Genomic DNA, 22,217 nt, shown 5'->3' with positions numbered 1-22,217 from the left:
TGTCGCTTGATCAGTCACGCTGGGCCGCTCCGAGAAGGAACACGCCCGTCCAGGATGGGAGCTGGCCGGATTGCCGCGAAAGGCCGTTCGACCAGATCACCTGCTCGCCCGCGAACGTCACGGCGTGGTCGTCGTCGCCGAAATTGGCGATGAAGCGCAGGGTGCCGCCCGCGTAGCGCCACGCGACGTCGATCACCCCCGGTGCCGGCAACGTCGCGGTCGCGCCGCGATAGGCGGTCTTGGTCAGCGGCACGACGTTCTGGTGGCGGATCTGGAGCAGATTGCGGGTGTCGGCCCAGACCGCGCGATGCGGCTCGCGTTCCGCCTCGTCCCAGTCGATCTTCGAATCCGTGAAGGTCTTCTCCTCGGTGGGATCCGGGATCACGGAGGTGTCGTCGGCGAACGCCGCGAAGCTCTTGAACTCGCGCCGCCGCCCCTCGCGCACCGCCTTGTTCAGCTCCTCGTCCGGCGCGAAATCGACGAAGAACAGGAACGGCGCCGAGGCCGACCATTCCTCGCCCATCCATAGCATCGGGATCTGCGGCGCGAGCAGCAGCCCGGCCCGGGCCAGCGCCAGCCTCGCGGGATCGGCGAGGTGGTTCAGCCGCTCGCCGAGCGCGCGGTTGCCGACCTGATCGTGGTTCTGGAGAAAGGTGACGAAGGCCGAGGGCGGCAGATGCGCCGAGGGCTCGCCGCGGGGATGGTTGTCGAGCGTCGGGAACGGTTCGCCCTGATAGGCGAAGCCCTCGGCGAGGCTGCGGGCCAAGTGTTCCAGCGGCCTGTCCGCGAAGCTCGCGTAATAGCCCGCATCCTCACCCGTCAGCAGGACGTGCCAGCCGTGATGCAGGTCGTCGGCCCATTGCGCGCTGTGCAGGATCGGCTTGGCCGACGCGTCGCGCTCCAGCCAGGAGGCTTGGTTCGCCTCGTTCTCGAGGATCAGGTGGACATGCCGGTCCGGGAAGGTCTTCCGGATCGTCTCGCCGAGCTCGGCCAAGAAGTGCCTCTCGGAATCGTCGAGGATGGCGTGCACCGCGTCGAAGCGGATGCCGTCGAAATGGTACTCCTCCAGCCAGTACAGCGCGTTCTCGATGAAGTAGTCGCGAACGATCCGGCCCGATTCCTTGCCGTCGAAATTGATCCCGGCGCCCCAGGGGGTCTGGTGCCGCTCGGTGAAGAAGGTCTTGGCGTAGGAATGAAGGTAATTCCCGGCCGGACCGAAATGGTTGTAGACGCAATCGATCAGCACCATCAGCCCCTTGGCGTGGGCGCTGTCGATCAGGCGCTTCAGATCCTCCGGGCGTCCGTAGACGGAATCCGGTGCGTAGGGCAGCACGCCATCGTAGCCCCAATTGCGGGTGCCCTTGAAGTCGGCGAGCGGCAGCAACTCGATGGCGGTGATGCCGAGATCGGCCAAGTCGTCGAGGCACTTCTCCAGTCCGGCATAGGTGCCTTCCGGCGTCGCGGTGCCGACATGCACCTCGTAGACGACGGCCTCCTCCCAGGGGCGCCCGGTCCACGCCGCATCGGTCCAGTCGAAGGCGTTCGGGTCGATCACCTCGGAGAGGCCCGAGACGTCGTCCGGTTGGAAGCGCGAGGCAGGGTCGGGCACGACGAGATCGCCGCCGATCCGGAAGCCGTAGCGGGCGCCGGGCTTCACGCCGGGCAACGTCGCCACACGCCAGCCCTCGCCGGCCTCCGGAATCGGGTGATCCGATCCGTCGACCACGAGGGTCACGTCGTCCGCGGTGGGGGCCCAGAGGGCGAACCGCACTCCGTCCTCGGCAAGCTCGCTGCCGAACCGCATCGCATGGGCGCGCCGCATCAGGCCACCGCTCTCCGCTGGAAGGTCAAAGGTCATCCGGCCCGGCGGGCGTGTCCTCGTGTCTCACAAGGCGCCGCGCCAACGCTTGTTCCCAGAAGCGGCAGTTATGGCGGTCCCGGCCCGCGACAACCGGGCATGGCCCGGGAATCGCTGCACTGCACGCAAAATGCTTCAGACATGCGAAGGGCGCCCCGCCGGTTCCGGCGGGGCGCCCTTCGCGAAGGCCACGCTCTCGATGGAGGGGATTACGCCTCGATCGTCGGGCCGCCGCCCTCGGAGCGACGCTTGGCCATGAACGCATCGAACTGCTCGCGGTCCTTGGCCCGCTTCAGCTCCTCGACGAAGTCGGCGAAGGCCTGGCTCTCCTCTTGGAGCGCCCGGCGGCGCGCCTCGAGCCGATCCAATTCGGCCTTGCGGTACTCTTCGAAGGCCCAGTTGCCGCTGGGGGCACGGTAACCGGTGCCCCCCTTCGCCGCCTCGAAAGCGCGGGCAAAGCGCGACTGACCGTTGGTGCTGCCCAGGCTCCAGGCGCCGCTGCGGGCGAATTCCCGCATCTGATCGAGGGCGGGATAGCCCGCGATCTTCCAGGCCACGTAGGCGACGGCGACCGGCCAGAAATAGATGAAACTCACCACGATCGCGCCGATCTCGATCGAGCGCTTCGGAAACGGGCCGTTGCGGTGCGATGCGCCGCTGGACCAGGGAGACGTAGAGGACGTGTTCACGGCTGAAGGCTCCGGGGTGTGAATGTGAACAACATTCACATGCGGGGCCGCCTCGGCGGTTTCAAGGGGTGGGCTTCACCCTTTCGCCGGCTCCGTGCACGAGGGCGAGCACGCCCGCGCGCAGCAACTCGTACTTGTCCGGTCCGCTCTTGGGCAATTGGCCGGCGGCCGAGAGGGTGGCGATGCCGTGGGAGAGCGCCCAGACCTCGAGCGCGAGGAAGCGCGGATCGACGCCGTTGAACCCCTCGGGGAAGGTCGCCCGCAGGGCCTCGACCAAGAGGTCGAACGGGTTCGGCCGATCGGGCGCGTGCGCCGGGGCGGCGGCACCCCGCACCTCGAAGATCGCCGCGTAGTAGCCCGGCTCCTCCTCGGCGAAGGCCAGATAGGCTTCGCCCATCCGGGTGAAGCGCTCCAGCGGCGTGCCCCGGCCGGCCAGCGCCCGCGCCAGACGCTCGGCGAGGTCGGAGAAGCCGCGGCCGGCGACCTCTTCGAGCAGAGCCTCGCGCCCGCGGAAATGGCGGTACAGGGCAGCGGGCGTCACCCCGACGAGACGGGCGGCGTCGACCAGGGTGAATCCGCCGATGCCGCGCTCGGCGATGAAGCGGCGCGCGGCCTCGATCAGCGCCTCCTTGAGGTTGCCGTGGTGGTAGCTGCGCCGGTCGCCCGGTCCCTCGCGCCAGGGTCGCACCCCGTTCCTCCTCGCTCCGCCGGCCACCGGGGCCGCTCACGGGTACGCGCGTCACCCGTTCTCGGTTTCGGCAGGGCCGCGCGAAAGCGCCTTTTCTCGCGACTCGGCCGGTGAGTCGACCGCTTTCCGGGTCCGTACCAGCCACTGACCGCTCCGGATGACCGATTGCCCGGCCCATGGGCGCGTTTGAGGCTTGACGTGGCTAGGATATGAAACGTTATAAAGTTACATATCACAGGAGTTCCAATGTCCTCGACCGACACCCGCCTCCCCGTCACGGTGCTGTCCGGCTTCCTCGGCGCGGGAAAGACGACCCTGCTCAACCACGTTCTCAACAACCGCGAGGGCCGCCGCGTCGCGGTGATCGTCAACGACATGAGCGAGGTGAATATCGACGCCGACCTCGTCCGCGACGGCGGCGCGAACCTGTCGCGCACCGACGAGCGGCTGGTGGAGATGACCAACGGCTGCATCTGCTGCACCCTGCGCGACGATCTCTTGGCCGAGGTGCGCCGCCTCGCCGGTGAGGGCCGCTTCGATTACCTCCTGATCGAGGGGACCGGCATCGCCGAGCCGCTGCCCGTGGCCTCGACCTTCTCGTTCCGCGACGAGACGGGCCGCGCACTGAGCGACGTCGCCCGGCTCGACACGATGGTCACCGTGGTCGACGCGATGAATCTCCTGAAGGATTACGGCTCGAACGCGTTCCTGCGCGATCGCGGCGAGATCGCGGGCGAGGACGATGCGCGGACCCTGGTGGATCTCCTCGTCGAGCAGATCGAGTTCGCCGATGTCGTCGTGATCAACAAGGCCGGGGATGTGAGCCCCGCGCAGCGCGACCTCGTTCGCTCGGTGGTGCGCTCGTTGAACGCCGATGCCCGCATCGTCGAGGCCACGCAGGGCCGGGTGCCGCCGGAGGCGATCCTCGATACCGGCCTGTTCGACGAGGAGAAGGCCCAGGAGCACCCGCTCTGGTTCAAGGAACTCTACGGCGCGCACGAGCACGTCCCGGAAACCGAGGAATACGGCATCACCTCCTTCGTCTACCGGGCGCGTCGGCCCTTCGACCCCGCGAAGTTCCAGGCCTTCGTCGACACGACCTGGCCGGGGCTGATCCGGGCGAAGGGTCATTTCTGGCTCGCCACCCGGCCCGACTGGGTCGGCGAGTTCTCCCTCGCCGGCGCGGTGGCGCATGTCGGCGCCATGGGCTTCTGGTGGGCGGCGGTGCCGCGCCGCCGCTGGCCCGAGGAGGAGGTGTTCCGCGAGCGGCTGCATTCGGTGTGGACCGACAATTGGGGCGACCGTCGTCAGGAACTCGTCTTCATCGGCCGCGAGATGGATCAGGCGGCCATTCGATCGGCGCTGGATGCCTGCCTCGTGGGGACGGAAGAGGCCCGGTTCGACGCAGAGGCCTACCGCACCCTGTCCGACCCGTTCCCGGCCTGGCGCCGGGAGGCCGCCTGACGCTCGATGGGCTTCGTCAGCCTCAAGGATTGGCGTGCCCGCTCCGCCGCGCTTGCCGAAGCGGCGCGGCGGGCCAAGGCGCTGCTCGCCCCGGCGCTCGGGCTGACCGAGGAGGATGCGCTCTCGGTCAACGAGATCGCCTGTAACCATTCCACCTGCCCCGGCGTCGAGACGGTGGTGCTGATCATGCGCTGGGGCGAGCCGACCCGTGCCCTGCGCCGGCCCTGCGGTCTCGCCGCGATCACCGAGGCCGACGTCGCGGCACTCGTGGCGGAGGAGGCGGCGCTGCGCGGTGCGTGAAGGCGGAATGCCTCAGCGCCCGCTGCCGGCACGATGTCCGGCATCGTCCGGTTCCGGGAGCAAAGCCGGCTTTCATCATTCCGTCGTGGGCGCCGTGGGAGTAGGCCTGGGCGAACGCTCCCGCAGCAGCCCCGGCCGAGCACGGACATGACCATCAAGCTGAGACCGCTGGAGCGCGAGGATCTCCTCTTCGTGCATCAGCTCAACAACAACGACAGCATCATGCGCTACTGGTTCGAGGAGGCCTACGAGTCCTTCGCCGAATTGGCGCAGCTCTACGAGCGCAACATCCACAACCAGACCGAACGGCGCTTCATCATCGCCACCGAGCGCGGCGAGCCCGCCGGGATGGTCGAGCTCGTCGAGATCAACCACCTGCACCGGCGCTGCGAATTCCAGATCGCGATCCACCCCGATCATCAAGGAAAGGGCTACGCCAAGCGCGCGACCCGCATCGCCATCGACTACGCGTTCAAGGTGCTCAACATCCACAAGCTGTACCTGCACGTAGACAAGGACAACAAGCGCGCCGCCGGCATCTACGAGAGCTGCGGCTTCCGCCCGGAGGGCATCCTCAGGGACGAGTTCTTCGTGAACGGCCGCTACCGCGACGCGGTGCGCATGTGCCTGTTCCAACCGCACTATCTCGCCGAGCGCGGCGCCGGCGCGGTGACCGAACCCGTGCTCAAGACCTGAAAACAAGATCGGCCCCCACCCGGAACGGATGAGGGCCGACATCACGAAGAGTGGTGGACGCCGCGCCCCAACCTTTCGGAGGGGCGCGACCGTGAGGGCCCGTGTTACCGGCCGCCGCCGCCGCCGCGGCCGGCTTCCGAGCCACCCGTCGAGCCGCCGCTCTTCATGCCGCCGGCCTCACCGCCGCGCATGTTGCCGCCCATCGAACCGCGGTCGGCACCCCGGTCGGCTCCGCCCTTGTCCGAGGCGTTGCGGATGTTGTTGCCGCCGCGATCGCCCGACTCGCCACCGCGCATGCCGGCATTGCGCATGCCGTCGCGCTCCATGCCCTTGTTCTCGCCCCGGGCCTCGCCCGTCGCCTTGTTGCGCGCCTGCTCGTTGCCGCGCATCTCGTTGCGCTCGTTGCGCTCCGCCCCGCGGGTCTCGGAACGGCTGGAGCTGCGCACGTCCGTGCGGCTCGAACGGCTCTCGCTGTAGCCGGCATTGATCGCCCCGCCGCTCCGCTCGGTGGTCGAGACGGTGGTGGAGAGACGGCGGTATTCCGGCGAACCGTAGAGGACGCGCTGGCCGCGGATCGTCACGTAACGGCGCTCTTCGCTGACGCTGACGAGACGGCGGTATTCCGGCGAGCCGTAGATCACCCGCTGGCCGCGGATGGTGACGTAGCGGCGCGGACCGCTCGACCGGCGCTCGGTGACGATCAGGCGACGATACTCGGGCGAGCCGTAGACGACGCGCTGGCCGCCGATGAACACGTAGCGGCCCTCGCGGCGGTAGCCGCCATCGACCGTGGTCGAGGTCGAGCGCACGTCGGTGCGGCTGCTGACCCGGCTGCGGTCGCTGTCGCGCAGGCTGGTGCGCTCGCTGCGGGACTCGCCCCGCATCCGCTCGCCGCGATCCCCCCGCTCGGCCGTGTCGCGTCCGGCGCGCCCGTCCATGCCGCGCTCGCCGCGACCGTCGCGGGCCATCGCGCCCTTGCTGTCATCCTTGCCCGACTCACGGCCGGCCGTCTCGCCCCGTCCGGCCCTGTCGGCGCCTTTGCCCATCTCCTTGCCGGACATGGCATCGCTGCCGCGGGCTTGTGTGTCGCCGCCACGGGTTTGGGTGTCGCCGCCGCGGTTCTGCATGCCGCCTGAGGACGCGCCCCGCTCGCTGCCCGCCTGCATGCCGCCGCGCTCGCCCGCACCGGCCGCGCCCTGCGCGTAGACCGAAGTGCTCATCAGCAACGCAGCAAGACCAAGTGCAACCGTTCTCATTGGCGTAACCTCCGAATTCGAAAGACGCCATCAAACGCGGCAAGTGTCGAAACGGTTCTCCGAAAAAACTCAGTAGCCATGGAATGATCTTCGCCAGCACTCGCGGCAATGTACGTAGCTGAAAGCTTGGCCGTAAGGATGCGATGTCGAGTACAGGTGGGTTGCATACTGTCCGGGCAGCGTCTTCGAGGGTGACGGCGGGCGGGCGTGGCCGCCCCGATGCGTTCGCGAACGGCATCGTTTGCGGGGTCCGCCGCGCGTCCACCGGGGCGCGAAAGGTCGAATCGGTCCAAAAGTCTTGCATCCGCCCGATTTTCTGCCGATGAGGCGCCCTCACCGGGCAGGGTCGCCGGATCGAGCGGCAACGGCCGCGCACAGTATCGTTGAGCGGGGAGCGTTGAGACCGATGAGCGAAGCGCCGCGGGAGTTGGGATCGGCCGATATCCAGAAGGTTCTGGAGCTGCTGCCCCACCGCTACCCGTTCCTGATGATCGACAAGATCATCGAGATCGATCGCGACGAGAGCTGCATCGGCATCAAGAACGTCACCGCCAACGAGCCGCAATTCACCGGACACTTTCCGGGCATGCCGGTCTTCCCCGGCGTCCTGCTGATCGAGGCCATGGCCCAGACCGCGGGCGCGATCTGCTGCCGCCACATCATCGGCGACCGCGCGGCGGAGCTGAAGACCAAACAGGTCTTCTTCATGACCATCGACAAGTGCAAGTTCCGCAAGCCCGTCGTCCCCGGCGACCAGGTGCGGCTGCACATGACCAAGATGAAGCAGCGCAAGACGATGTGGTGGTTCCGGGGCGAGGCCCGCGTCGACGGTGTCCTCGTCGCCGAGGCCGAGATCGGCGCCATGCTGGTGACGGAGTGAGCGCCTTGGTGAGCCCTTCGCGAGACGGCATCCACCCGAGCAGCGTGATCGAGGACGGCGCCCGCCTCGGCGAGGGCGTGCGGATCGGCCCGTTCTGCCATGTCGGCCCCGAGGTGACGCTCGACGATGGCTGCGAACTGATCAGCCACGTGGTGGTCGCCGGGCGCACGACGATTGGCGCGCGGACGAAGATCTACCCGTTCGCCTCGATCGGTCACCCGCCGCAGGACCTGAAATATCGCGGCGAACCCTCGACGCTCGCCGTCGGCTCCGATTGCCTGATCCGCGAGGGCGTCACCATGAACCCCGGCACCGCGGGGGGCGGGCTGGAGACCACGGTCGGTAATCACTGCGCCTTCCTGGCCAACAGCCATGTTGGCCATGATTGCCGCGTCGGCGACCACGTCATCTTCTCCAACAACGTGATGCTGGCCGGCCATTGCACGGTCGGCAACTACGCGATCCTGGGTGGGGGCGCGGCGGTGATCCAGTTCGCCCGCGTCGGCGACCACGCCTTCGTCGGCGGGCTGTCGGGCCTGGAGAACGACTGCATCCCCTACGGGATGGTGCTGGGCAACCGTGCCTATCTCTCGGGTCTCAACATCATCGGTCTGCAAAGGCGCGGCTTCTCCCGCGAGGACATCCATGCCCTGCGCCGCGCCTACCGGCTGCTCTTCGCCCAGGAGGGCACGCTGATGGAGCGCGTGGAGGACGTGGCCGCCGAATTCGACACCCATCCGGCGATCCACGAGATCCTGTCCTTCATCCGCGAGGGCGGCAAGCGCTCGATCTGCACGCCCCGCGCCGTCGCTGCGGCGGTCTAGGGCATCGGCCCGAACCGTGGGCACCGGCTTTCGGGCAATGCCGATGCGGCACGCTGACTCCGCCATGCAGGGGACGGCCCGACCGCTCGCGCTGGTGGCCGGGGCCGGTCGCCTGCCGGAACTCGTCGCCGCGTCCCTGGAGCGCGCGGGGCGACCATTCCGGGTGCTCGCCGTGCGCGGCTTCACCGAGCGGTCGATGCGGCGTCGGGCCGACGCGGTGGTCGATCTCCTCGACATTCCGGGCACCCTGCGCATCCTGAAGGACTGGGCCCCGGAGGCCGTGGTGCCGGCGGGCGGCGTGGCCCGCCCGAGTCCGGCGGCCTTGCTGAACGCCGCCCATGCCGTGAAGAACCGGGACATCCTGCGGGGGCTCGCGGGCGGTGACGACCGGCTGCTGCGCGCCGTGCTGTCGCTCCTCGAAGAGAACGGCCACCGGGTGCTCGGCGTCCACGAGGTCGCCCCCGATCTGCTCGGCCGGCCCGGTCGCCTCGGCCGGCACGCTCCCGACCCGGATGCATCGCTATCGATCGCCACCGGCCGGGCCATGCTCGGCGCGCTGAGCCCGTTCGATGTCGGGCAGGCGGCGGTGGTCGCCGCCGAGCGGGTCGTCGCCGTCGAGGGCCCGGAGGGCACCGACCGGATGCTGATCCGCGCCCGCGCGCTCAACCGCAGGCCGCTCGGCTACGGCAGGGCGCCCAAGGGCGCGGTCCTGGTCAAGCTGCCCAAGCTCGGCCAGGACCTGCGCATCGACCTGCCGGCGATCGGCCCGCGCACGGTGCATCGGGCGGCCGCGGCGGGCTGCGTCGGCATCGCCATCGGCGCCGGCTACACCTTGGTGATCGACTCGGAGGAGACGGTGGCGGCCGCGGATGCGGCCGGTCTCTTCCTGATCGGCCTGGAGGTGACGCCGTGAACCCCCACCAAAAAATCTGGCTGGTGGCGGGCGAGGATTCCGGCGACCAGCTCGGCGCCAAGCTGATCCGGGCCCTGCGCGGCCTCTCGCCCGCGCCCCTGACGCTGGGCGGCGTCGGCGGCGAGGCCATGGCGGCGGAAGGATTCGGGTCGCTCTTCCCGATCGACGACGTGGCGGTGATGGGCTACCTGCCGGTGCTGGCCCGCGCCCGCACCCTGCTGCGGCGCATCCGCGAGACGGTCGAGGACATCGTGGCGGCCCGGCCCGACGTTCTCGTCATCATCGACAGCCCCGGCTTCACCCACGCGGTCGCGACCCGCGTGCGCAAGCGGCTGCCCGGCCTGCCGATCGTGGATTACGTCTCGCCGAGCGTCTGGGCATGGCGGCCGTGGCGGGCCAAGGGCATGGTGCCCTTCATCGATCACGTGCTCGCCCTGCTGCCGTTCGAGCCGGAGGCGCATCGCCGCCTCGGCGGCCCGCCCTGCACCTATGTCGGCCATCCGTTGATCGAGCGCCTTTCGGACCTGCGCCCCTCCCCCGAGGAGCAGGCGATCCGCGACGGGCGCCCGCCGGTGCTGGCCGTGCTGCCGGGCTCGCGCCGCTCCGAGATCGAGCGGCTGATGCCGGTCTTCGGCCGTGCGACCGCCGAGCTGGTCCGGCGGGTCGGCCCGTTCGAGATCGAGCTGCCGGCGGTGAGCCGCCACCGGGCGCTGATCGAGCGGCTCGCGGTCGCCTGGGAGCGCCAGCCCCGCATCGTCCACGGCGAGCCCGCCAAGCACGCGACCTTCCGCCGGGCGCGGGCGGCGCTGGCGGCCTCGGGCACGGTGACCCTCGAACTCGCCCTCTCCGGCGTGCCGATGGTGGTGGCCTACAAGGTCTCGCGGGTCGAGGAGGTGATCGCGCGCCGCCTGATCCAGGTGCCGACCATCGTCCTGCCGAACCTGATCCTCTCGGAAAATGCCATGCCGGAATACGTGCAGGCCGACTGCACCCCCGAGCGTCTGGCCGATACCTTGGCGCCGCTCATGGCCGGTGGCCCGGCCCGCCGGACCCAGCTCGACGCCCTCGGCCGCATCGACGACAGGATGCGTCTGCCCGGCGACGAGGAGCCTAGCCGGGCGGCGGCCCGCATCGTCCTGTCCGCGAGGCGAGCGGCATGACGACGCCCGACCCGATCCGCATCTACGTCGATGCCGATGCCTGCCCGGTGAAGGACGAGGTTTTTCGCGTGGCGGCGCGCTACGGGCTTCACGTCTTCGTCGTTGCGAACGCCTTCCTGAACCTGCCGCGCGAGCCCTGGATCGAGCGTGTCGTGGTCGGGGACAAATTCGATGCCGCCGATGACTGGATCGCCGAGCGGGCGAGCCCCGGCGCCGTCGTCATCACCGCCGACGTGCCGCTGGCGAGCCGCTGCGTGAAGGCCGGTGCGGTGGCCCTGAGTCCCACGGGCAAGGCCTTCACCGATGCCTCCGTCGGCATGGCCCTCGCCACCCGCAACTTGATGCAGGAGTTGCGCGAGGCCGGCGCCATCACCGGTGGCCCGAAGCCGTTCTCGAAGAGCGATCGCTCGGCCTTCCTCGGCGCCCTCGACCGCGCGATCGTGCGGTTGCGGCGCGAGCGGGGTTTGTAGCCCGGCCCGGCGGGCCGGGCAGGATTCAATGCCGGTCGTCCGGCGCGGACGGCAGCGGCATGACCGGGATGCCCTCCTCGGCAAGTTCCTGCGCCTCGTTCAGGGTCGCCTCGCCGTAGATCGGCCGCCCTTCGGCATCGCCGTAATGGATCGCCCGCGCCTCCTCGGCGAAGCGGTCGCCGACATGCTCGGCGCTCGCGACCACCTGCTCGCGCATCGCGTTGAGCAGGGCGCGCAGACGTCGCTCCGGCTCGGCAATCATCGGCACGGGCGCGGCGGGCGGCGGGCTCGGGACCGCCGGGAGGCCGGCCGCGCCGGGGGGCTCGGCGGCGGGCCGGCGCTCGCGGTCGGTGCGCGCCACCGCCGGGGCCATCGGCGCCTTGGTCACCTTCGCCGAGTTGCAGAACGGGCAGGTCACGAGCCCGCGGGCGGCCTGCTCGTCATAGGCCGAGCCTGAGGGGAACCAGCTCTCGAAGTCGTGACCGGAATCGCAGACAAGGGTGAAGCGGATCATGGGGCATGGGCCTCGGGTCCCGGCTCGGGGCCGCGTCCGCAGGCGAGAGGTGACGGGAGATCAGACGCGGCGCACGTTGAAGGGGCGTGCGTGCGACAGGGTGGGGATGCGCGCGCGCGCCTCGGCGACGCGGGCAAGATCGATCTCGGCGAGGATCACACCCGGCGCGTCGCCCTCGGCCTCGGCCAGGATCACGCCCCAGGGATCGATGATGAGAGAATGGCCGAAGGTCTCGCGCCCGTCCTCGTGTCGCCCGCCCTGCGCCGCCGAGATCATGAACGACCCGGTCTCTATGGCGCGGGCCCTCTGGAGCACGTGCCAATGCGCCTCGCCCGTCTGCCGCGTGAAGCAGGCCGGGGCCGTCAGGACCGTGGCGCCCGCCTCGGCCAGGGCCCGGTAGAGCGCGGGGAAGCGCAGATCGTAGCAGATGGTGATGCCGAAGGCGGCGAGCGGCGTCTCCGCCACGACGGCGCAGGCACCGCCCGAATAGGTTGCCGATTCGCGCCAGCTCTCGCCGTTCGGCAGATCGACGTCGTAGAGATGCAGCTTGTCGTAGGCCGCCCGGATCTCGCCCTCGGCATCGATCAGGAAGGCGCGGTTGGCGATTTTGTCCCCTTCGCGGATCGCCAGCGACCCGATCTGGAGGACGATCTTCTCCGTCCGCGCGACCTCGCGCAGCGCGGCGAGCGTCGCGTCCTGATCCTGCGGCCCGACATGGGCGAACAGGGCGGTCCGGTCGCGCTCGATCAGCGAGGTGGTCTCGGGTGTCTGGACATAGGCCGCGCCCGCCCGCGCGGCCTCGCGCACGGCCATCACGGCCGCCGCGCGGTTGGCGGCAGGATCGCGCCCACCCCGCATCTGGACGCAGGCGGCGATGAAGCGGGTGCCGTCGCTCATGCGGCGAGCAGCGGATCGAGTCCGCCCGCCCGGTCCAGGGCGTAGAGGTCGTCGCAGCCGCCGACATGGCGGTCGCCGACGAAGATCTGCGGCACGCTCGTGCGCCCGCCGGCCCGCTGGACCATCGCGGCCCGGGCGCCCGCCGTCTTCTCGACGTCGATCTCGGTGAAGGCCACGCCCTTGTCGCGCAGCAGGCTCTTGGCCGCCGAGCAATAGGGGCACCAGGCCGTTGTGTAGAGGGTGACCGGCTGCATGGTCGCTCGCGCGCCCGAGGAGAAGAAGCAGCCGATATAGGTGAGCGGCGCCGATCTTCCTACTGCGGGGAAGACACAGCGCTCATTCGACCCTCCGCCCTCATCCTGAGGTGCGGAGCGTGGCGAAGCCTCAAAGGAGGCTCCGGCGTATCGCGCGATCCCTGGAGCCCCCTTCGAGGCCTGCTGGCGCGGGCACCTCAGGATGAGGCGCTGGTGGGAAGAGCCCGATCCGGCCGCGTCTCAGGCCGCGGCGAGCAGCTTCTCGACCTCGTTCACGAGCTCGCGCAGGTGGAACGGCTTGGAAAGGACTTTCGCGTCCTTGGGAGCCTTGGAGTCGGGATTCAGCGCCACGGCGGCGAAGCCCGTGATGAACATCACCTTGATGTCCGGATCGAGTTCGGTGGCGCGGCGCGCCAACTCGATCCCGTCCATCTCCGGCATCACGATATCTGTCAGGAGAAGCTCGAACGGCTCCTCGCGCAAACGGTTATAGGCAGAGAGCCCGTTGTCGAACGACAGCACGTCGTAGCCGGCGTTCTGCAACGCCTTGGCCAGGAACCGGCGCATGTCGTTATCGTCTTCCGCGAGCAGGATCTTCATCGAACGGCGTCCCGGTGCCTATGCGCCCTGTGGTGTTCATTCCATAAAGCCGCCGCATGGTAAACACGGGGTTAAGGTCGCGGCCACGGCCGGACCCCCATCGATGGCGCGGGACGCAGTAGACAGGTCGGCTCCGCCGCCCCAAAGTGGTCCGATGTCCTCCATCCGCCACAGATCGGCGTCCGCGACGCGATGAGCCCCCTCCCCGCCGACGGCTGCGAGACGTTCGATCCGCCTTTCCTCGTGGACGAGCCCGCCGAGCACGTCTTTCCCTTCGTGTTCAACGCGCCCCATTCCGGGGCGCATTATCCGCCGGCCTTCCTCGCCGCCTCCCGCCTCGACGCGCTGACGCTGCGCCGCTCGGAAGACGCCCATGTCGACCGATTGTTCGCCTCCGTGGTCGGGCTCGGCGCGCCGCTCATGCGAGCGTGCTTTCCCCGCGCCTATCTCGACCTGAACCGCGAGCCTTACGAGCTCGACCCCCGCATGTTCACCGGGCGGTTGCCGTCCTACGCCAACACCCGGTCGATGCGGGTCGCGGGGGGCTTGGGCACCGTGCCGCGCATCGTCGCGGACGGGCAGGAGATCTACCGGGAGCGTCTACCGGTCGAGGAGGCGGTGACGCGGATCGAGACCCTCTACAAGCCCTATCATCGGACCCTGCGCGGCCTGATCCAGCGCACGGCGCGGACCTTCGGCAAGGCGATCCTGATCGATTGCCACTCGATGCCCTCGTCGAGCCTCGGACGCGACGAGAGCGCTCAGGCGGATTTCGTGCTCGGCGATCGCTTCGGAACGAGCTGCAGTCCCGGTCTCACCGAGAGCGTGGAGGATCGTCTGCGGGCCCTGGGGTACCGGGTGGTGCGCAACAAGCCCTATGCCGGCGGCTTCATCACCGAGCATTACGGCGAGCCCGGTCTCGGACGGCACGCGCTTCAGATCGAGATCAATCGGGCGCTCTACATGAACGAGCAGTCCTTGGCGCTGACCGCGGGGTTCGCGCCCCTCAGCCGTCACCTCTCCCAGGTGATCGCCGAAGTCGCCGCCGAGACCATCGACACATCGCCCCTCCGCATCGCCGCCGAGTAGACGGACTACGGCCCGACGGGGTCGGGCGGAAGGATCGAGAACAGAGTCGAGGTTCAGGCCACAGGTGGCGCGAGACGCGGCGTCCAACCGCGGGCATCACCAAGAAAAAAGGCCGCCCCGATGGAGGGCGGCCCGAAGTCTAGGGAGGAAACGCCCAAGAAGGGCTGCGGGACCGCGACGCCATCGCGATCTCGCAATGCACAATTCGCATCGCGACGCACAAAACGCAAGAGCTGTGAGATCGTTTTCACCTGCGCTGTGTGCATAGCTCGCACGCTCTTGCGCATGGAACCGCTTAAAATTGGTGGAATCTGGAATGTGGAATCCCAGATTCTTGTCTTAACGTCCTGATCTCACTCGATTTTCGAGATTCAGAGAAAATTCGCCGGTTTCGAGCGCTTACCCGAGAAGCGCGCGGATTTCAGCCTTCAGCGCCTCGGACAGTTCCGGACGTTCCAGGCCATAGGCGAGATTGGCGGTGAGGAAGCCGATCTTCGAGCCGGTGTCGTAGGTACGCCCGTCGAAGCGCATGCCGAAGAACTTCTGCTGCTCGGCCAGCCGGATCATGGCGTCGGTGAGCTGGATCTCGCCGCCGGCCCCCTTCTCGCCCCGCTCCAGGATCGAGAAGATTTCGGGCTGGAGGATGTAGCGGCCGGAAATGATGTAGTTCGACGGCGCGGTGCCCTGCTTGGGCTTCTCGACCATGCCGGTGATCTCGAAGGTCTGACCGAAGGTCTCGCCCACGGCGACGATGCCGTATTGGTGGGTCTCTTCGGGCTTGACCTCCTCGACAGCGATGACGTTGCCGCCATGCTGCTCGTAGGCCTTGAGCATCTGGCCCATGCAGCCGCGGCTCAGCATGTCCGGAAGCAGCACCGCGAACGGCTCGTCGCCGACGATCTCGCGGGCGCACCATACGGCGTGGCCGAGGCCGAGGGGGGCCTGCTGACGGGTGAAGCTGGTCTGTCCGGCCTTGGGGAGGTCCCGCTTCAGCTCTTCGTAAGCCGCGGTCTTGCCGCGCTCCTGCAGGGTGTGATCGAGTTCGAAGGCGATGTCGAAATGGTCCTCGATCACCGCCTTGCCGCGGCCGGTGACGAAGATGAAATGCTCGATGCCGGCCTCGCGGGCCTCGTCCACCACGTGCTGAACGACCGGGCGGTCGACGACGGTGAGCATCTCCTTAGGTACCGCCTTGGTGGCCGGCAGGAAGCGCGTGCCGAGGCCGGCGACGGGGAGGACGGCCTTGCGAATCGGTTTCATCTGACGGAACCCGTGGATGGTGTGGGGCGGGGCGACCATCGTCGGCCGCGCTGTCAATGAAATAGTACACGCGCGTCCGGCAACAGCCCCGCTTGCGGCATAGCATGACACTTTTCGCGATTAATCGGACCTGAAACTTTATCCGCTAGAGCCTCCGGCCCGAGAGACGGCCGCCGGTTTTCGAAAATTATCAATAAGACTCAAGAGCCTGGGGCATCGCCACGGATACGGTATTTCGGGCGGGGCTTTCGCGTTCGGGGCGATCATCAAGGGGAATATTCATGGCGGTTCTGGTCACGGGCGGCGCCGGTTACATTGGCAGCCACATGGTGTTGGCGCTGGTCGATGCCGGCCACGAGGAGGTGGTCGTGCTGGACGACCTCTCCACCGGCTTCGATTGGGCCCTGCCGCCGGAGGTGCGTCTCGTCGTCGGCGACGTCTCGGATCAGGCGCTCGTCACCGAGACGATCTTGCGCCACCGGATCGACGCCATCGCCCATTTCGCGGCCAAGATCGTGGTCCCGGATTCGGTGTCCGATCCGCTGGGGTACTATCTCGCCAACACGGTGAAGACGCGCGCTCTGATCGAGACCGCGGCCCGCACCGGCGTGAAGCACTTCATCTTCTCCTCCACCGCCGCCGTCTACGGCGAGCCCGAAACCGTGCCGGTGCCCGAGACGCTGGCGACGAACCCGATCAACCCGTACGGCCGCTCCAAGCTGATGAGCGAGTGGATGCTGGCCGATGCGGCCAAGGCCCACGGCTTCTCCTACGTGGTGCTGCGCTACTTCAACGTCGCCGGTGCCGATCCGCGCGGGCGCACCGGCCAGTCGACGCCCAACGCCACCCATCTCATCAAGGTCGCGACCCAGGCCGCTCTCGGCCAGCGGACGCATCTCGAGGTGTTCGGCACCGATTACCCGACCCGCGACGGCTCGTGCCTGCGCGACTACATCCAGGTCTCCGACCTCGCCGAGGCCCATATGGTGGCCCTCGATCACCTGCGCCGCGGCGGCGACAGCCTGACCCTGAATTGCGGCTACGGCCGGGGCTACTCGGTGCTGGAGGTGATCGAGGTGGTCAAGCGCATCTCCGGCCGCGATTTCGAGGTCCGGCTCTCGCCCCGCCGTGCCGGTGACCCGGCCCAGATCATCGCCGGCGCCGACCGCATCCGCAGCGAGCTCGGCTGGGCGCCGAAGCACGACGATCTCGACGCCATCGTCGGACAGGCGTTCGCCTGGGAGGATGCCCTGTCCAAGCGGAACCGCCGGTGAGGGTTCGGCTCGCCGCGCTCCTCACGGCCCTCCTCGTCGCCACTGCGCCCGCGCGGGCGCAGGAGGGCGATTTCCCTGGATTCCTTGCCGGGCTGCGCCCGGAAGCCAAGGCCCGCGGCATCTCCCAGGCGACATTCGACGCGGCCTTCGCCGGCGTGACCGCGCCCGATCCGGAGGTGATCGCCCGCACCCGTCGCCAGAATGAGTTCAGCCGTCCGGTCTGGGACTACCTCGTCGGCGCGGTTTCCGCGGGTCGCATCGCGCGGGGCAAGGCGCAGGCCGCGCGGCTCTCGGGCACCCTCGCGGCGATCGAGGCGAAGACCGGGGTGCCCCGCTCCGTCATCCTCGCCTTCTGGGGCGTCGAGTCGGATTTCGGGGCGAGCGCGGGCAGCCTGTCGGTCCTGCGCTCGCTCGCGAGTCTCGCCTATGCCGGTCATCGCGGCCGGCTGTTCCGCGACGAATTGCTCGCCGCTCTCCGGATCCTGGAGAACGGTGACGTGGAACCGCGGAACATGGTCGGCTCCTGGGCCGGCGCCATGGGTCAGGTGCAGTTCCTGCCCTCGGTCTATCTGCGCGAGGCGGTCGATTTCGACGGCGACGGGCGGCGCGACATCTGGCGCTCGGAGGCCGACGCGCTGGCCTCCATCGCGCATTACCTGCGCTCGCTCGGCTGGAACCCCGCCGTGAGCTGGGGCTACGAGGTCAGCCTGCCGAAGGATTTCGACCTGACGCGCTATCGCGGTCCGCTCTCGGATTTCGCCGCCCGCGGCGTGCGCCGCACCGACGGCAAGCCGCTGCCTCTGAGAGGCGAGGCGAGCCTGTTCCTGCCCGGCGGCCTGGGCGCGCCGGTCTTTCTCATCACCGAGAATTTCGAGGCGATCCGCGGCTACAACACCAGCGATTCCTACGCCCTCGCGGTGGGCCATCTCGCCGATCGGCTGGCCGGCGCCCCGGCGCTGGCCGCCCCCTGGCCGAACAACGCCGCGCGCCTCGACGGGGCAGGACTGAAGCGCCTGCAGACCGGGCTCGCCCGCGAAGGTTTCTACGACGGCGAGGCCGACGGGCGGGCCGGGCCGAAGCTGCGCGAAGCGGTCCGGCGCTACCAGATCCGCGAACACATCCCGGCCGACGGCTATGCCCGACCCGCTCTGCTGGAACGTCTGGAGGGTGGCCGCTGATCGCGGATGCCGGGCGGGGCGACAATCCCACGCGCGGCGGCCTTAGACGGATGCGCCGTCTCGCGTTATCCTCGTTCCTTCGAACCGGGTCGGACATCACCCGGTCCGCGTGTCACCGATCGAGGTTTCTGGATGGCCCGTTGCCCGACCGATCGCCCGGCGCTGCCGCGCCCTGCCGCGATCCTCGGCCTTCTCGCACTCGGCGCCGCTTGCCTCGCCGGCCCCTCGCCGGTCTCGGCCCAATGGGGCGACACCTACGACGCGCCGCCGCAGGATCCCTATTATGCCCCGCGCCGCCCCCGCGGCGGCTACCGCGACGACGGCTATGCCCGCCCCCAGCCCCGCCGTCCCGCCCCGCAGCCCCAGCAGGAATCGCGCTCGTTCTACTGGCCATGGGAGGATCAGCCGCGCAGCCCGCCGCCTCCGCCGCCGGGCCAGGCTGCGCCGGGCGCCGCCCCGCCGCCGGGCTATGCCCGTCCCTCGCGCCCCCGCGCACCGGCGGTGACCAGCCGGTCGGAGGAGGAGCGCGCCGCGCGCCGCCGTCGCCCGAGCCCGCCGCCCGCCGTCGCCCAGCCCAAGCCCGCCGTGCCGAAGGCGGCTCCGACCACGCAGGTCGCCGTGTTCGGCGATTCGCTGGCGAGTTATCTCGGCAAGGGGGTCGACGAGGCGTTTTCCGACAGTCCCGATGTGGCGGTGGTCGATCGCTCCAAGGGCGATAGCGGCCTCGTGCGCCGGGACGTGGTCGATTGGGCCAAGAGCGCCGAGGATTTCCTCAAGGCGAACGCGAACCTCTCCTACGCCCTGATGATGGTCGGCGTGAACGACCGGCAGGCGATCCGCGAGGGAGATCAGAGTGTCGAGGCCCTGTCCGACCGCTGGCGCGAGCTCTACGCCGCCCGGGTCGATGCGGTGGTCAAGGTTTTCGCCGACGCCAAGGTGCCCCTGGTCTGGGTCGGCCTGCCGCCGGTGCGCAGCGAGAGCCTGACCCGCGACTTCGCCAGCATCAACGATCTCGTGCGCGAGCGGGTGCAGAAGGCCGGCCAGACCTATGTCGACATTTGGCAGGGCTTCGTCGACGACCGCAACCGCTTCACCGCCAGCGGCCCCGATGTCGAGGGTCAGGAGGCGCGGTTGCGCACGGCGGACGGCATCCACTTCACCAGCGCCGGCGCTCGCAAGGTCGCGCATTTCGCCGATGTGGAGCTGAAGCGCCTCATGGGCGCCCGCGGCGGCCAGCCCGCCGAGCCGCCGACCGCCGCTCCGGTCGCCACCAACAACCCCGCCGAGGGCACCCCCGCTCCCGGCCTCGACGACACCGCCGCCATCGACCGCAAGATCACCGCGATGCTGCCGAGCCTTCCCGAGCCGCCCGGCATCCCGACGCTTCCGGTCAAGCCCGCGGCGGGCCCCGTGGTGCCGCTCGGCCGGGCCGAGACCGCGCCCGGCGGCACGCTCCTCAGCGGTCGCCCCTCCGAGGGCGATGCCACCGGGACCCGCGAGCGCAGCCTCCAGCGCGGTGCCGCCCCCCTGCCCCAGCCGGGCCGGGCGGATGATTTCCGATGGCCGCCGGGGTGAGGCAACGGGCTGACGGCGCTGACCGTCGTTCCCTTACGAGGCCTCGGGTGGCAGCGCCGCGAACGGATCGAGCGCGATGACCCCGAGCGGGCGGAAATGCCGAAGGTTGCGGGTCAGCAGGGTGAGGCCGTGGCGCTGGGCGGTCGCGGCGATCGCGAGATCCGCCAAGCCGGGAGCGTGACCCTGTCCCCGCGCCAAATCCGTCATGACGCCGATGCGCCGTGCCGTGTCGAGATCGAGCGGCAGGACCCTGTTCGCATAAAGGTGGAGTAGCGTACCCAACCATTCCGCAAGCCGACCCGCTTTGCGGCTCGCACCCTCTCGCCGGCATTTGGCGATGCCATCCTCGATCTCGGCGATGGTGATGACGGAGAGGAACAGGCCAGCGCTGTTGCGTTCCATCCATCCCGTCACATCCAGCGCCGGCGCGGGTTTGGATGGCGCTCCGGCCGAGAGGACGTTGGTATCGACGAGGTACAAGCGTCAGAGTTCCGGGTCCCTGACTCCGCCCTGACGCTCCGGCAGATCGCCGTCGTCCAGCGGAGCAGCCATCAGCAGCTTGCCGAAAGACGGCACCTGCGAGAGGCGCTGCCACTCCTCGAAGCCCAACACGACGGCCTCCGGCCGCCCGTGCCGGGTGATGATCGAAGGCTGTCCCTGCCGGGCTTGGTCGATGACCGAGGACAGAGTCGCCTTTGCTTGTCGGAGCTGGATTTCCTGCATTCAACCCACCGTGACCCTTGTGGTCACGATAGGCGAAGCCAGCGTTCTTGCAAGCGATCCGCACTGGCCTGTCCGGCGGTCTGCTCAACAAGAAAGGGCCGCCGCTTGCCAGCGACGGCCCCTCGATCGGTCCGGGCGATGCCGTCAGCGCGGCAACACCGAAGAACCCATCAGCGCCTCGTCGATCGACCGGGCGGCCTGGCGGCCTTCGCGGATCGCCCAGACCACCAAGGACTGGCCCCGGCGCATGTCGCCCGCGGCGTAGATCTTCGGGTTCGAGGTCCGGTAATCCTGCTCGTTGGCCGAGACGTTCCCGCGACGATCCACCGTCACGCCGGATTCGGCGACCAGACCCTTCTGAACCGAGCCGGCGAAGCCGATCGCCATGAACACGAGATCGGCGGGCAGCACGAACTCGGAGCCCTCGATCGGCTGGCGCTTCTCGTCCACGCGGGCGCAGACCACGCCGGTGAGCTGGCCCTTGCGGTTGCCCTCGAGCCGCAGGGTCGCGGCCTGGAACTCGCGCTCGGCGCCCTCGGCCTGGCTCGACGAGGTGCGCATCTTGGTCGGCCAGTAGGGCCACACCGTCAGCTTGTCCTCACGCTCCGGCGGACGCGGGCGGATGTCGAGCTGCGTGACCGAGAGTGCGCCCTGGCGGAACGAGGTACCGACACAGTCGGAGGCGGTGTCGCCGCCGCCGATGACGACGACGTTCTTGCCGGCCGCGAGGATCGGCAACTCGCCGTTGCCCGGCATCGGCTCGGCACCGACCCGGCGGTTCGATTGGACGAGGAAGGGCATGGCGTAATGCACGCCGTCCAGTTCCTGGCCCGGCAGCTGCGGGTTGCGCGGATCCTCGGCCCCGCCGCAGAACAGCACGGCGTCGAACTTGGCGGTCAACTCCTCGAGGGGCACGTTGACGCCGATATTCGCCTTGTAATGGAAGACGACGCCCTCGGCTTCCATCTGCTTCACGCGCCGATCGATGTGGCGCTTCTCCATCTTGAAGTCGGGGATGCCGTAGCGGAGCAGGCCGCCGGCCTTGGGCTCGCGCTCGTAGACATGCACGTCGTGCCCAACCCGGGCGAGCTGCTGCGCCGCGGCCATGCCGGCCGGGCCGGAGCCGATCACCGCCACACGCTTGCCCGTGCGGGTCTCGGACGGCTCGGGCTTGACCCAGCCCATGTTCCAGGCGCGATCCGCGATGGCCTGCTCGATCGTCTTGATCGCGACCGGCTGGTTCTCGAGGTTGAGCGTGCAGGCTTCCTCGCAGGGCGCCGGGCAGATGCGGCCGGTGAATTCGGGGAAATTGTTGGTGGAGTGGAGGTTGCGCGCGGCCTCCTCCCAGTCCGACTGGAACACGAGGTCGTTCCAGTCCGGGATCTGGTTGTGCACCGGGCAGCCGGTCGGCCCGTGGCAGAACGGGATGCCGCAATCCATGCAGCGCGCCGCCTGCTTCGACAGGTCGTGCTCGTCGAGCGGCAGCGTGAACTCGCGGAAGTGCCGAACCCGGTCCGCGGCGAGCTGATACTTCTGCTCCTGCCGGTCGTATTCGAGAAAGCCCGTGACCTTGCCCATCGATCAACCCTTTGCAGGCGCGGATCCCTCGACCACGCGGCCTTGCCGTCGTTCCGTCATCGCTGTGAAGCGGTCGG

The 22,217-nt window shown here is 69.2% G+C and carries 24 protein-coding genes; 12 read left to right on the top strand and 12 right to left on the bottom strand.

The window, feature by feature from the left end:
• Positions 1-10: 10 nt before the first annotated feature.
• The 3 genes from treZ to MFF26_RS21445 form a co-directional block, all read right to left on the bottom strand.
• Positions 11-1,822 (bottom strand): malto-oligosyltrehalose trehalohydrolase, encoded by a 1,812-nt coding sequence (gene treZ, locus MFF26_RS21455; protein ID WP_137830644.1) that lies wholly within the window; start codon positions 1,820-1,822, stop codon positions 11-13.
• Positions 1,823-2,067: 245 nt separating this feature from the next.
• A complete protein-coding gene (locus tag MFF26_RS21450) occupies positions 2,068-2,547 on the bottom strand; it encodes a DUF2852 domain-containing protein (protein WP_137830643.1) in 480 nt (159 codons plus the stop codon).
• 61 nt (positions 2,548-2,608) lie between these two features.
• Positions 2,609-3,235: a TetR/AcrR family transcriptional regulator gene (locus MFF26_RS21445; RefSeq protein ID WP_137830642.1), complete on the bottom strand. Its 627-nt coding sequence runs from the start codon at positions 3,233-3,235 to the stop codon at positions 2,609-2,611.
• A 246-nt stretch (positions 3,236-3,481) separates the two neighbouring features.
• Here MFF26_RS21445 and zigA point away from each other — a divergent pair, with 246 nt between their 5' ends.
• From zigA to speG, 3 genes are all read left to right on the top strand, one after another.
• A complete protein-coding gene (gene zigA, locus MFF26_RS21440) occupies positions 3,482-4,699 on the top strand; it encodes a zinc metallochaperone GTPase ZigA (protein ID WP_137830641.1) in 1,218 nt (405 codons plus the stop codon).
• Positions 4,700-4,705: 6 nt separating this feature from the next.
• Entirely contained in the window at positions 4,706-4,999 is a 294-nt protein-coding gene (locus MFF26_RS21435) for a hypothetical protein (protein ID WP_137830640.1), read from the top strand.
• Between the two features lie 147 nt (positions 5,000-5,146).
• The gene (gene speG, locus MFF26_RS21430) at positions 5,147-5,695 is read left to right on the top strand and encodes a spermidine N1-acetyltransferase (RefSeq protein WP_137830639.1); all 549 of its coding nucleotides are present in this window, start codon (positions 5,147-5,149) and stop codon (positions 5,693-5,695) included.
• A 104-nt stretch (positions 5,696-5,799) separates the two neighbouring features.
• On the opposite strand, the gene MFF26_RS21425 is transcribed toward speG, so the two are convergent.
• Positions 5,800-6,951, bottom strand: coding sequence for a hypothetical protein (locus tag MFF26_RS21425; RefSeq protein ID WP_137830638.1), 1,152 nt, complete (start codon positions 6,949-6,951; stop codon positions 5,800-5,802).
• Between the two features lie 406 nt (positions 6,952-7,357).
• Between MFF26_RS21425 and fabZ the strand changes: the two genes are divergently transcribed.
• From fabZ to MFF26_RS21400, 5 genes are all read left to right on the top strand, one after another.
• Positions 7,358-7,831, top strand: a complete 474-nt coding sequence (gene fabZ, locus MFF26_RS21420) for a 3-hydroxyacyl-ACP dehydratase FabZ (RefSeq protein ID WP_137830637.1) — start codon at positions 7,358-7,360, stop codon at positions 7,829-7,831.
• Between the two features lie 8 nt (positions 7,832-7,839).
• Positions 7,840-8,655 carry an acyl-ACP--UDP-N-acetylglucosamine O-acyltransferase gene (gene lpxA, locus MFF26_RS21415; RefSeq protein ID WP_373324513.1) on the top strand — a complete coding sequence of 272 codons (816 nt, stop codon included), beginning with the start codon at positions 7,840-7,842 and terminating at the stop codon, positions 8,653-8,655.
• A gap of 64 nt (positions 8,656-8,719) precedes the next feature.
• On the top strand, positions 8,720-9,568 hold the full coding sequence (locus MFF26_RS21410; RefSeq protein WP_137830654.1) for an LpxI family protein: 849 nt from the start codon (positions 8,720-8,722) through the stop codon (positions 9,566-9,568).
• The gene (gene lpxB, locus MFF26_RS21405) at positions 9,565-10,728 is read left to right on the top strand and encodes a lipid-A-disaccharide synthase (protein WP_137830635.1); all 1,164 of its coding nucleotides are present in this window, start codon (positions 9,565-9,567) and stop codon (positions 10,726-10,728) included. The genes MFF26_RS21410 and lpxB overlap by 4 nt, the downstream gene beginning before the upstream one ends.
• Positions 10,725-11,198 carry a YaiI/YqxD family protein gene (locus MFF26_RS21400; RefSeq protein ID WP_137830634.1) on the top strand — a complete coding sequence of 158 codons (474 nt, stop codon included), beginning with the start codon at positions 10,725-10,727 and terminating at the stop codon, positions 11,196-11,198. The genes lpxB and MFF26_RS21400 overlap by 4 nt, the downstream gene beginning before the upstream one ends.
• A gap of 25 nt (positions 11,199-11,223) precedes the next feature.
• On the opposite strand, the gene MFF26_RS21395 is transcribed toward MFF26_RS21400, so the two are convergent.
• The 4 genes from MFF26_RS21395 to cpdR form a co-directional block, all read right to left on the bottom strand.
• Positions 11,224-11,712, bottom strand: coding sequence for a DUF1178 family protein (locus MFF26_RS21395; RefSeq protein WP_137830633.1), 489 nt, complete (start codon positions 11,710-11,712; stop codon positions 11,224-11,226).
• A gap of 60 nt (positions 11,713-11,772) precedes the next feature.
• The gene (locus MFF26_RS21390; RefSeq protein WP_137830632.1) at positions 11,773-12,609 is read right to left on the bottom strand and encodes a carbon-nitrogen hydrolase family protein; all 837 of its coding nucleotides are present in this window, start codon (positions 12,607-12,609) and stop codon (positions 11,773-11,775) included.
• Complete coding sequence (gene grxC, locus MFF26_RS21385) at positions 12,606-12,863, bottom strand: glutaredoxin 3 (protein WP_091946073.1); 258 nt, start codon at positions 12,861-12,863, stop codon at positions 12,606-12,608. Before grxC ends, MFF26_RS21390 begins: the two co-directional genes overlap by 4 nt.
• A gap of 240 nt (positions 12,864-13,103) precedes the next feature.
• A complete protein-coding gene (cpdR, locus tag MFF26_RS21380) occupies positions 13,104-13,463 on the bottom strand; it encodes a cell cycle two-component system response regulator CpdR (RefSeq protein WP_056242220.1) in 360 nt (119 codons plus the stop codon).
• 192 nt (positions 13,464-13,655) lie between these two features.
• On the opposite strand from cpdR, the gene MFF26_RS21375 reads away from it, so the two are divergent.
• Complete coding sequence (locus MFF26_RS21375) at positions 13,656-14,552, top strand: N-formylglutamate amidohydrolase (protein WP_137830631.1); 897 nt, start codon at positions 13,656-13,658, stop codon at positions 14,550-14,552.
• Between the two features lie 399 nt (positions 14,553-14,951).
• Here MFF26_RS21375 and galU read toward each other — a convergent pair whose 3' ends face one another.
• Entirely contained in the window at positions 14,952-15,812 is an 861-nt protein-coding gene (gene galU / locus MFF26_RS21370; protein WP_137830630.1) for a UTP--glucose-1-phosphate uridylyltransferase GalU, read from the bottom strand.
• Positions 15,813-16,093: 281 nt separating this feature from the next.
• On the opposite strand from galU, the gene galE reads away from it, so the two are divergent.
• The 3 genes from galE to MFF26_RS21355 all read left to right on the top strand — a co-directional run bounded on the left by galE (position 16,094) and on the right by MFF26_RS21355 (position 19,839).
• Positions 16,094-17,086 (top strand): UDP-glucose 4-epimerase GalE, encoded by a 993-nt coding sequence (gene galE, locus MFF26_RS21365; RefSeq protein ID WP_137830629.1) that lies wholly within the window; start codon positions 16,094-16,096, stop codon positions 17,084-17,086.
• Complete coding sequence (locus tag MFF26_RS21360) at positions 17,083-18,264, top strand: lytic murein transglycosylase (RefSeq protein ID WP_137830628.1); 1,182 nt, start codon at positions 17,083-17,085, stop codon at positions 18,262-18,264. The genes galE and MFF26_RS21360 overlap by 4 nt, the downstream gene beginning before the upstream one ends.
• Before the next feature lie 132 nt (positions 18,265-18,396).
• Positions 18,397-19,839 (top strand): SGNH/GDSL hydrolase family protein, encoded by a 1,443-nt coding sequence (locus MFF26_RS21355; protein ID WP_238308507.1) that lies wholly within the window; start codon positions 18,397-18,399, stop codon positions 19,837-19,839.
• A gap of 33 nt (positions 19,840-19,872) precedes the next feature.
• Here MFF26_RS21355 and MFF26_RS21350 read toward each other — a convergent pair whose 3' ends face one another.
• The 3 genes from MFF26_RS21350 to MFF26_RS21340 form a co-directional block, all read right to left on the bottom strand.
• Positions 19,873-20,319, bottom strand: coding sequence for a type II toxin-antitoxin system VapC family toxin (locus tag MFF26_RS21350; RefSeq protein ID WP_137831735.1), 447 nt, complete (start codon positions 20,317-20,319; stop codon positions 19,873-19,875).
• A 3-nt stretch (positions 20,320-20,322) separates the two neighbouring features.
• Entirely contained in the window at positions 20,323-20,562 is a 240-nt protein-coding gene (locus MFF26_RS21345) for a type II toxin-antitoxin system Phd/YefM family antitoxin (RefSeq protein ID WP_137831734.1), read from the bottom strand.
• A 144-nt stretch (positions 20,563-20,706) separates the two neighbouring features.
• Positions 20,707-22,140 (bottom strand): glutamate synthase subunit beta, encoded by a 1,434-nt coding sequence (locus MFF26_RS21340; protein WP_137831733.1) that lies wholly within the window; start codon positions 22,138-22,140, stop codon positions 20,707-20,709.
• Positions 22,141-22,217 lie beyond the last annotated feature (77 nt).

The organism is Methylorubrum suomiense, assembly GCF_022179765.1.
Classification (GTDB): Bacteria; Pseudomonadota; Alphaproteobacteria; order Rhizobiales; family Beijerinckiaceae; genus Methylobacterium; species Methylobacterium suomiense.
Note: the sequence above shows the minus strand (reverse complement) of the source record. Positions and strands in the feature narration are given on the sequence as shown.

Bases quoted from the DNA above. Each gene is read 5' to 3' on its own strand.
- treZ (WP_137830644.1), bottom strand. From the start codon at position 1,822: ATGCGGCGCGCCCATGCGATGCGGTTCGGCAGCGAGCTTGCCGAGGAC.
- zigA (WP_137830641.1), top strand. From the start codon at position 3,482: ATGTCCTCGACCGACACCCGCCTCCCCGTCACGGTGCTGTCCGGCTTC.
- MFF26_RS21435 (WP_137830640.1), top strand. From the start codon at position 4,706: ATGGGCTTCGTCAGCCTCAAGGATTGGCGTGCCCGCTCCGCCGCGCTT.
- speG (WP_137830639.1), top strand. From the start codon at position 5,147: ATGACCATCAAGCTGAGACCGCTGGAGCGCGAGGATCTCCTCTTCGTG.
- MFF26_RS21425 (WP_137830638.1), bottom strand. From the start codon at position 6,951: ATGAGAACGGTTGCACTTGGTCTTGCTGCGTTGCTGATGAGCACTTCG.
- fabZ (WP_137830637.1), top strand. From the start codon at position 7,358: ATGAGCGAAGCGCCGCGGGAGTTGGGATCGGCCGATATCCAGAAGGTT.
- MFF26_RS21410 (WP_137830654.1), top strand. From the start codon at position 8,720: ATGCAGGGGACGGCCCGACCGCTCGCGCTGGTGGCCGGGGCCGGTCGC.
- MFF26_RS21400 (WP_137830634.1), top strand. From the start codon at position 10,725: ATGACGACGCCCGACCCGATCCGCATCTACGTCGATGCCGATGCCTGC.
- MFF26_RS21395 (WP_137830633.1), bottom strand. From the start codon at position 11,712: ATGATCCGCTTCACCCTTGTCTGCGATTCCGGTCACGACTTCGAGAGC.
- MFF26_RS21390 (WP_137830632.1), bottom strand. From the start codon at position 12,609: ATGAGCGACGGCACCCGCTTCATCGCCGCCTGCGTCCAGATGCGGGGT.
- grxC (WP_091946073.1), bottom strand. From the start codon at position 12,863: ATGCAGCCGGTCACCCTCTACACAACGGCCTGGTGCCCCTATTGCTCG.
- cpdR (WP_056242220.1), bottom strand. From the start codon at position 13,463: ATGAAGATCCTGCTCGCGGAAGACGATAACGACATGCGCCGGTTCCTG.
- MFF26_RS21375 (WP_137830631.1), top strand. From the start codon at position 13,656: ATGAGCCCCCTCCCCGCCGACGGCTGCGAGACGTTCGATCCGCCTTTC.
- galU (WP_137830630.1), bottom strand. From the start codon at position 15,812: ATGAAACCGATTCGCAAGGCCGTCCTCCCCGTCGCCGGCCTCGGCACG.
- galE (WP_137830629.1), top strand. From the start codon at position 16,094: ATGGCGGTTCTGGTCACGGGCGGCGCCGGTTACATTGGCAGCCACATG.
- MFF26_RS21355 (WP_238308507.1), top strand. From the start codon at position 18,397: ATGGCCCGTTGCCCGACCGATCGCCCGGCGCTGCCGCGCCCTGCCGCG.
- MFF26_RS21345 (WP_137831734.1), bottom strand. From the start codon at position 20,562: ATGCAGGAAATCCAGCTCCGACAAGCAAAGGCGACTCTGTCCTCGGTC.
- MFF26_RS21340 (WP_137831733.1), bottom strand. From the start codon at position 22,140: ATGGGCAAGGTCACGGGCTTTCTCGAATACGACCGGCAGGAGCAGAAG.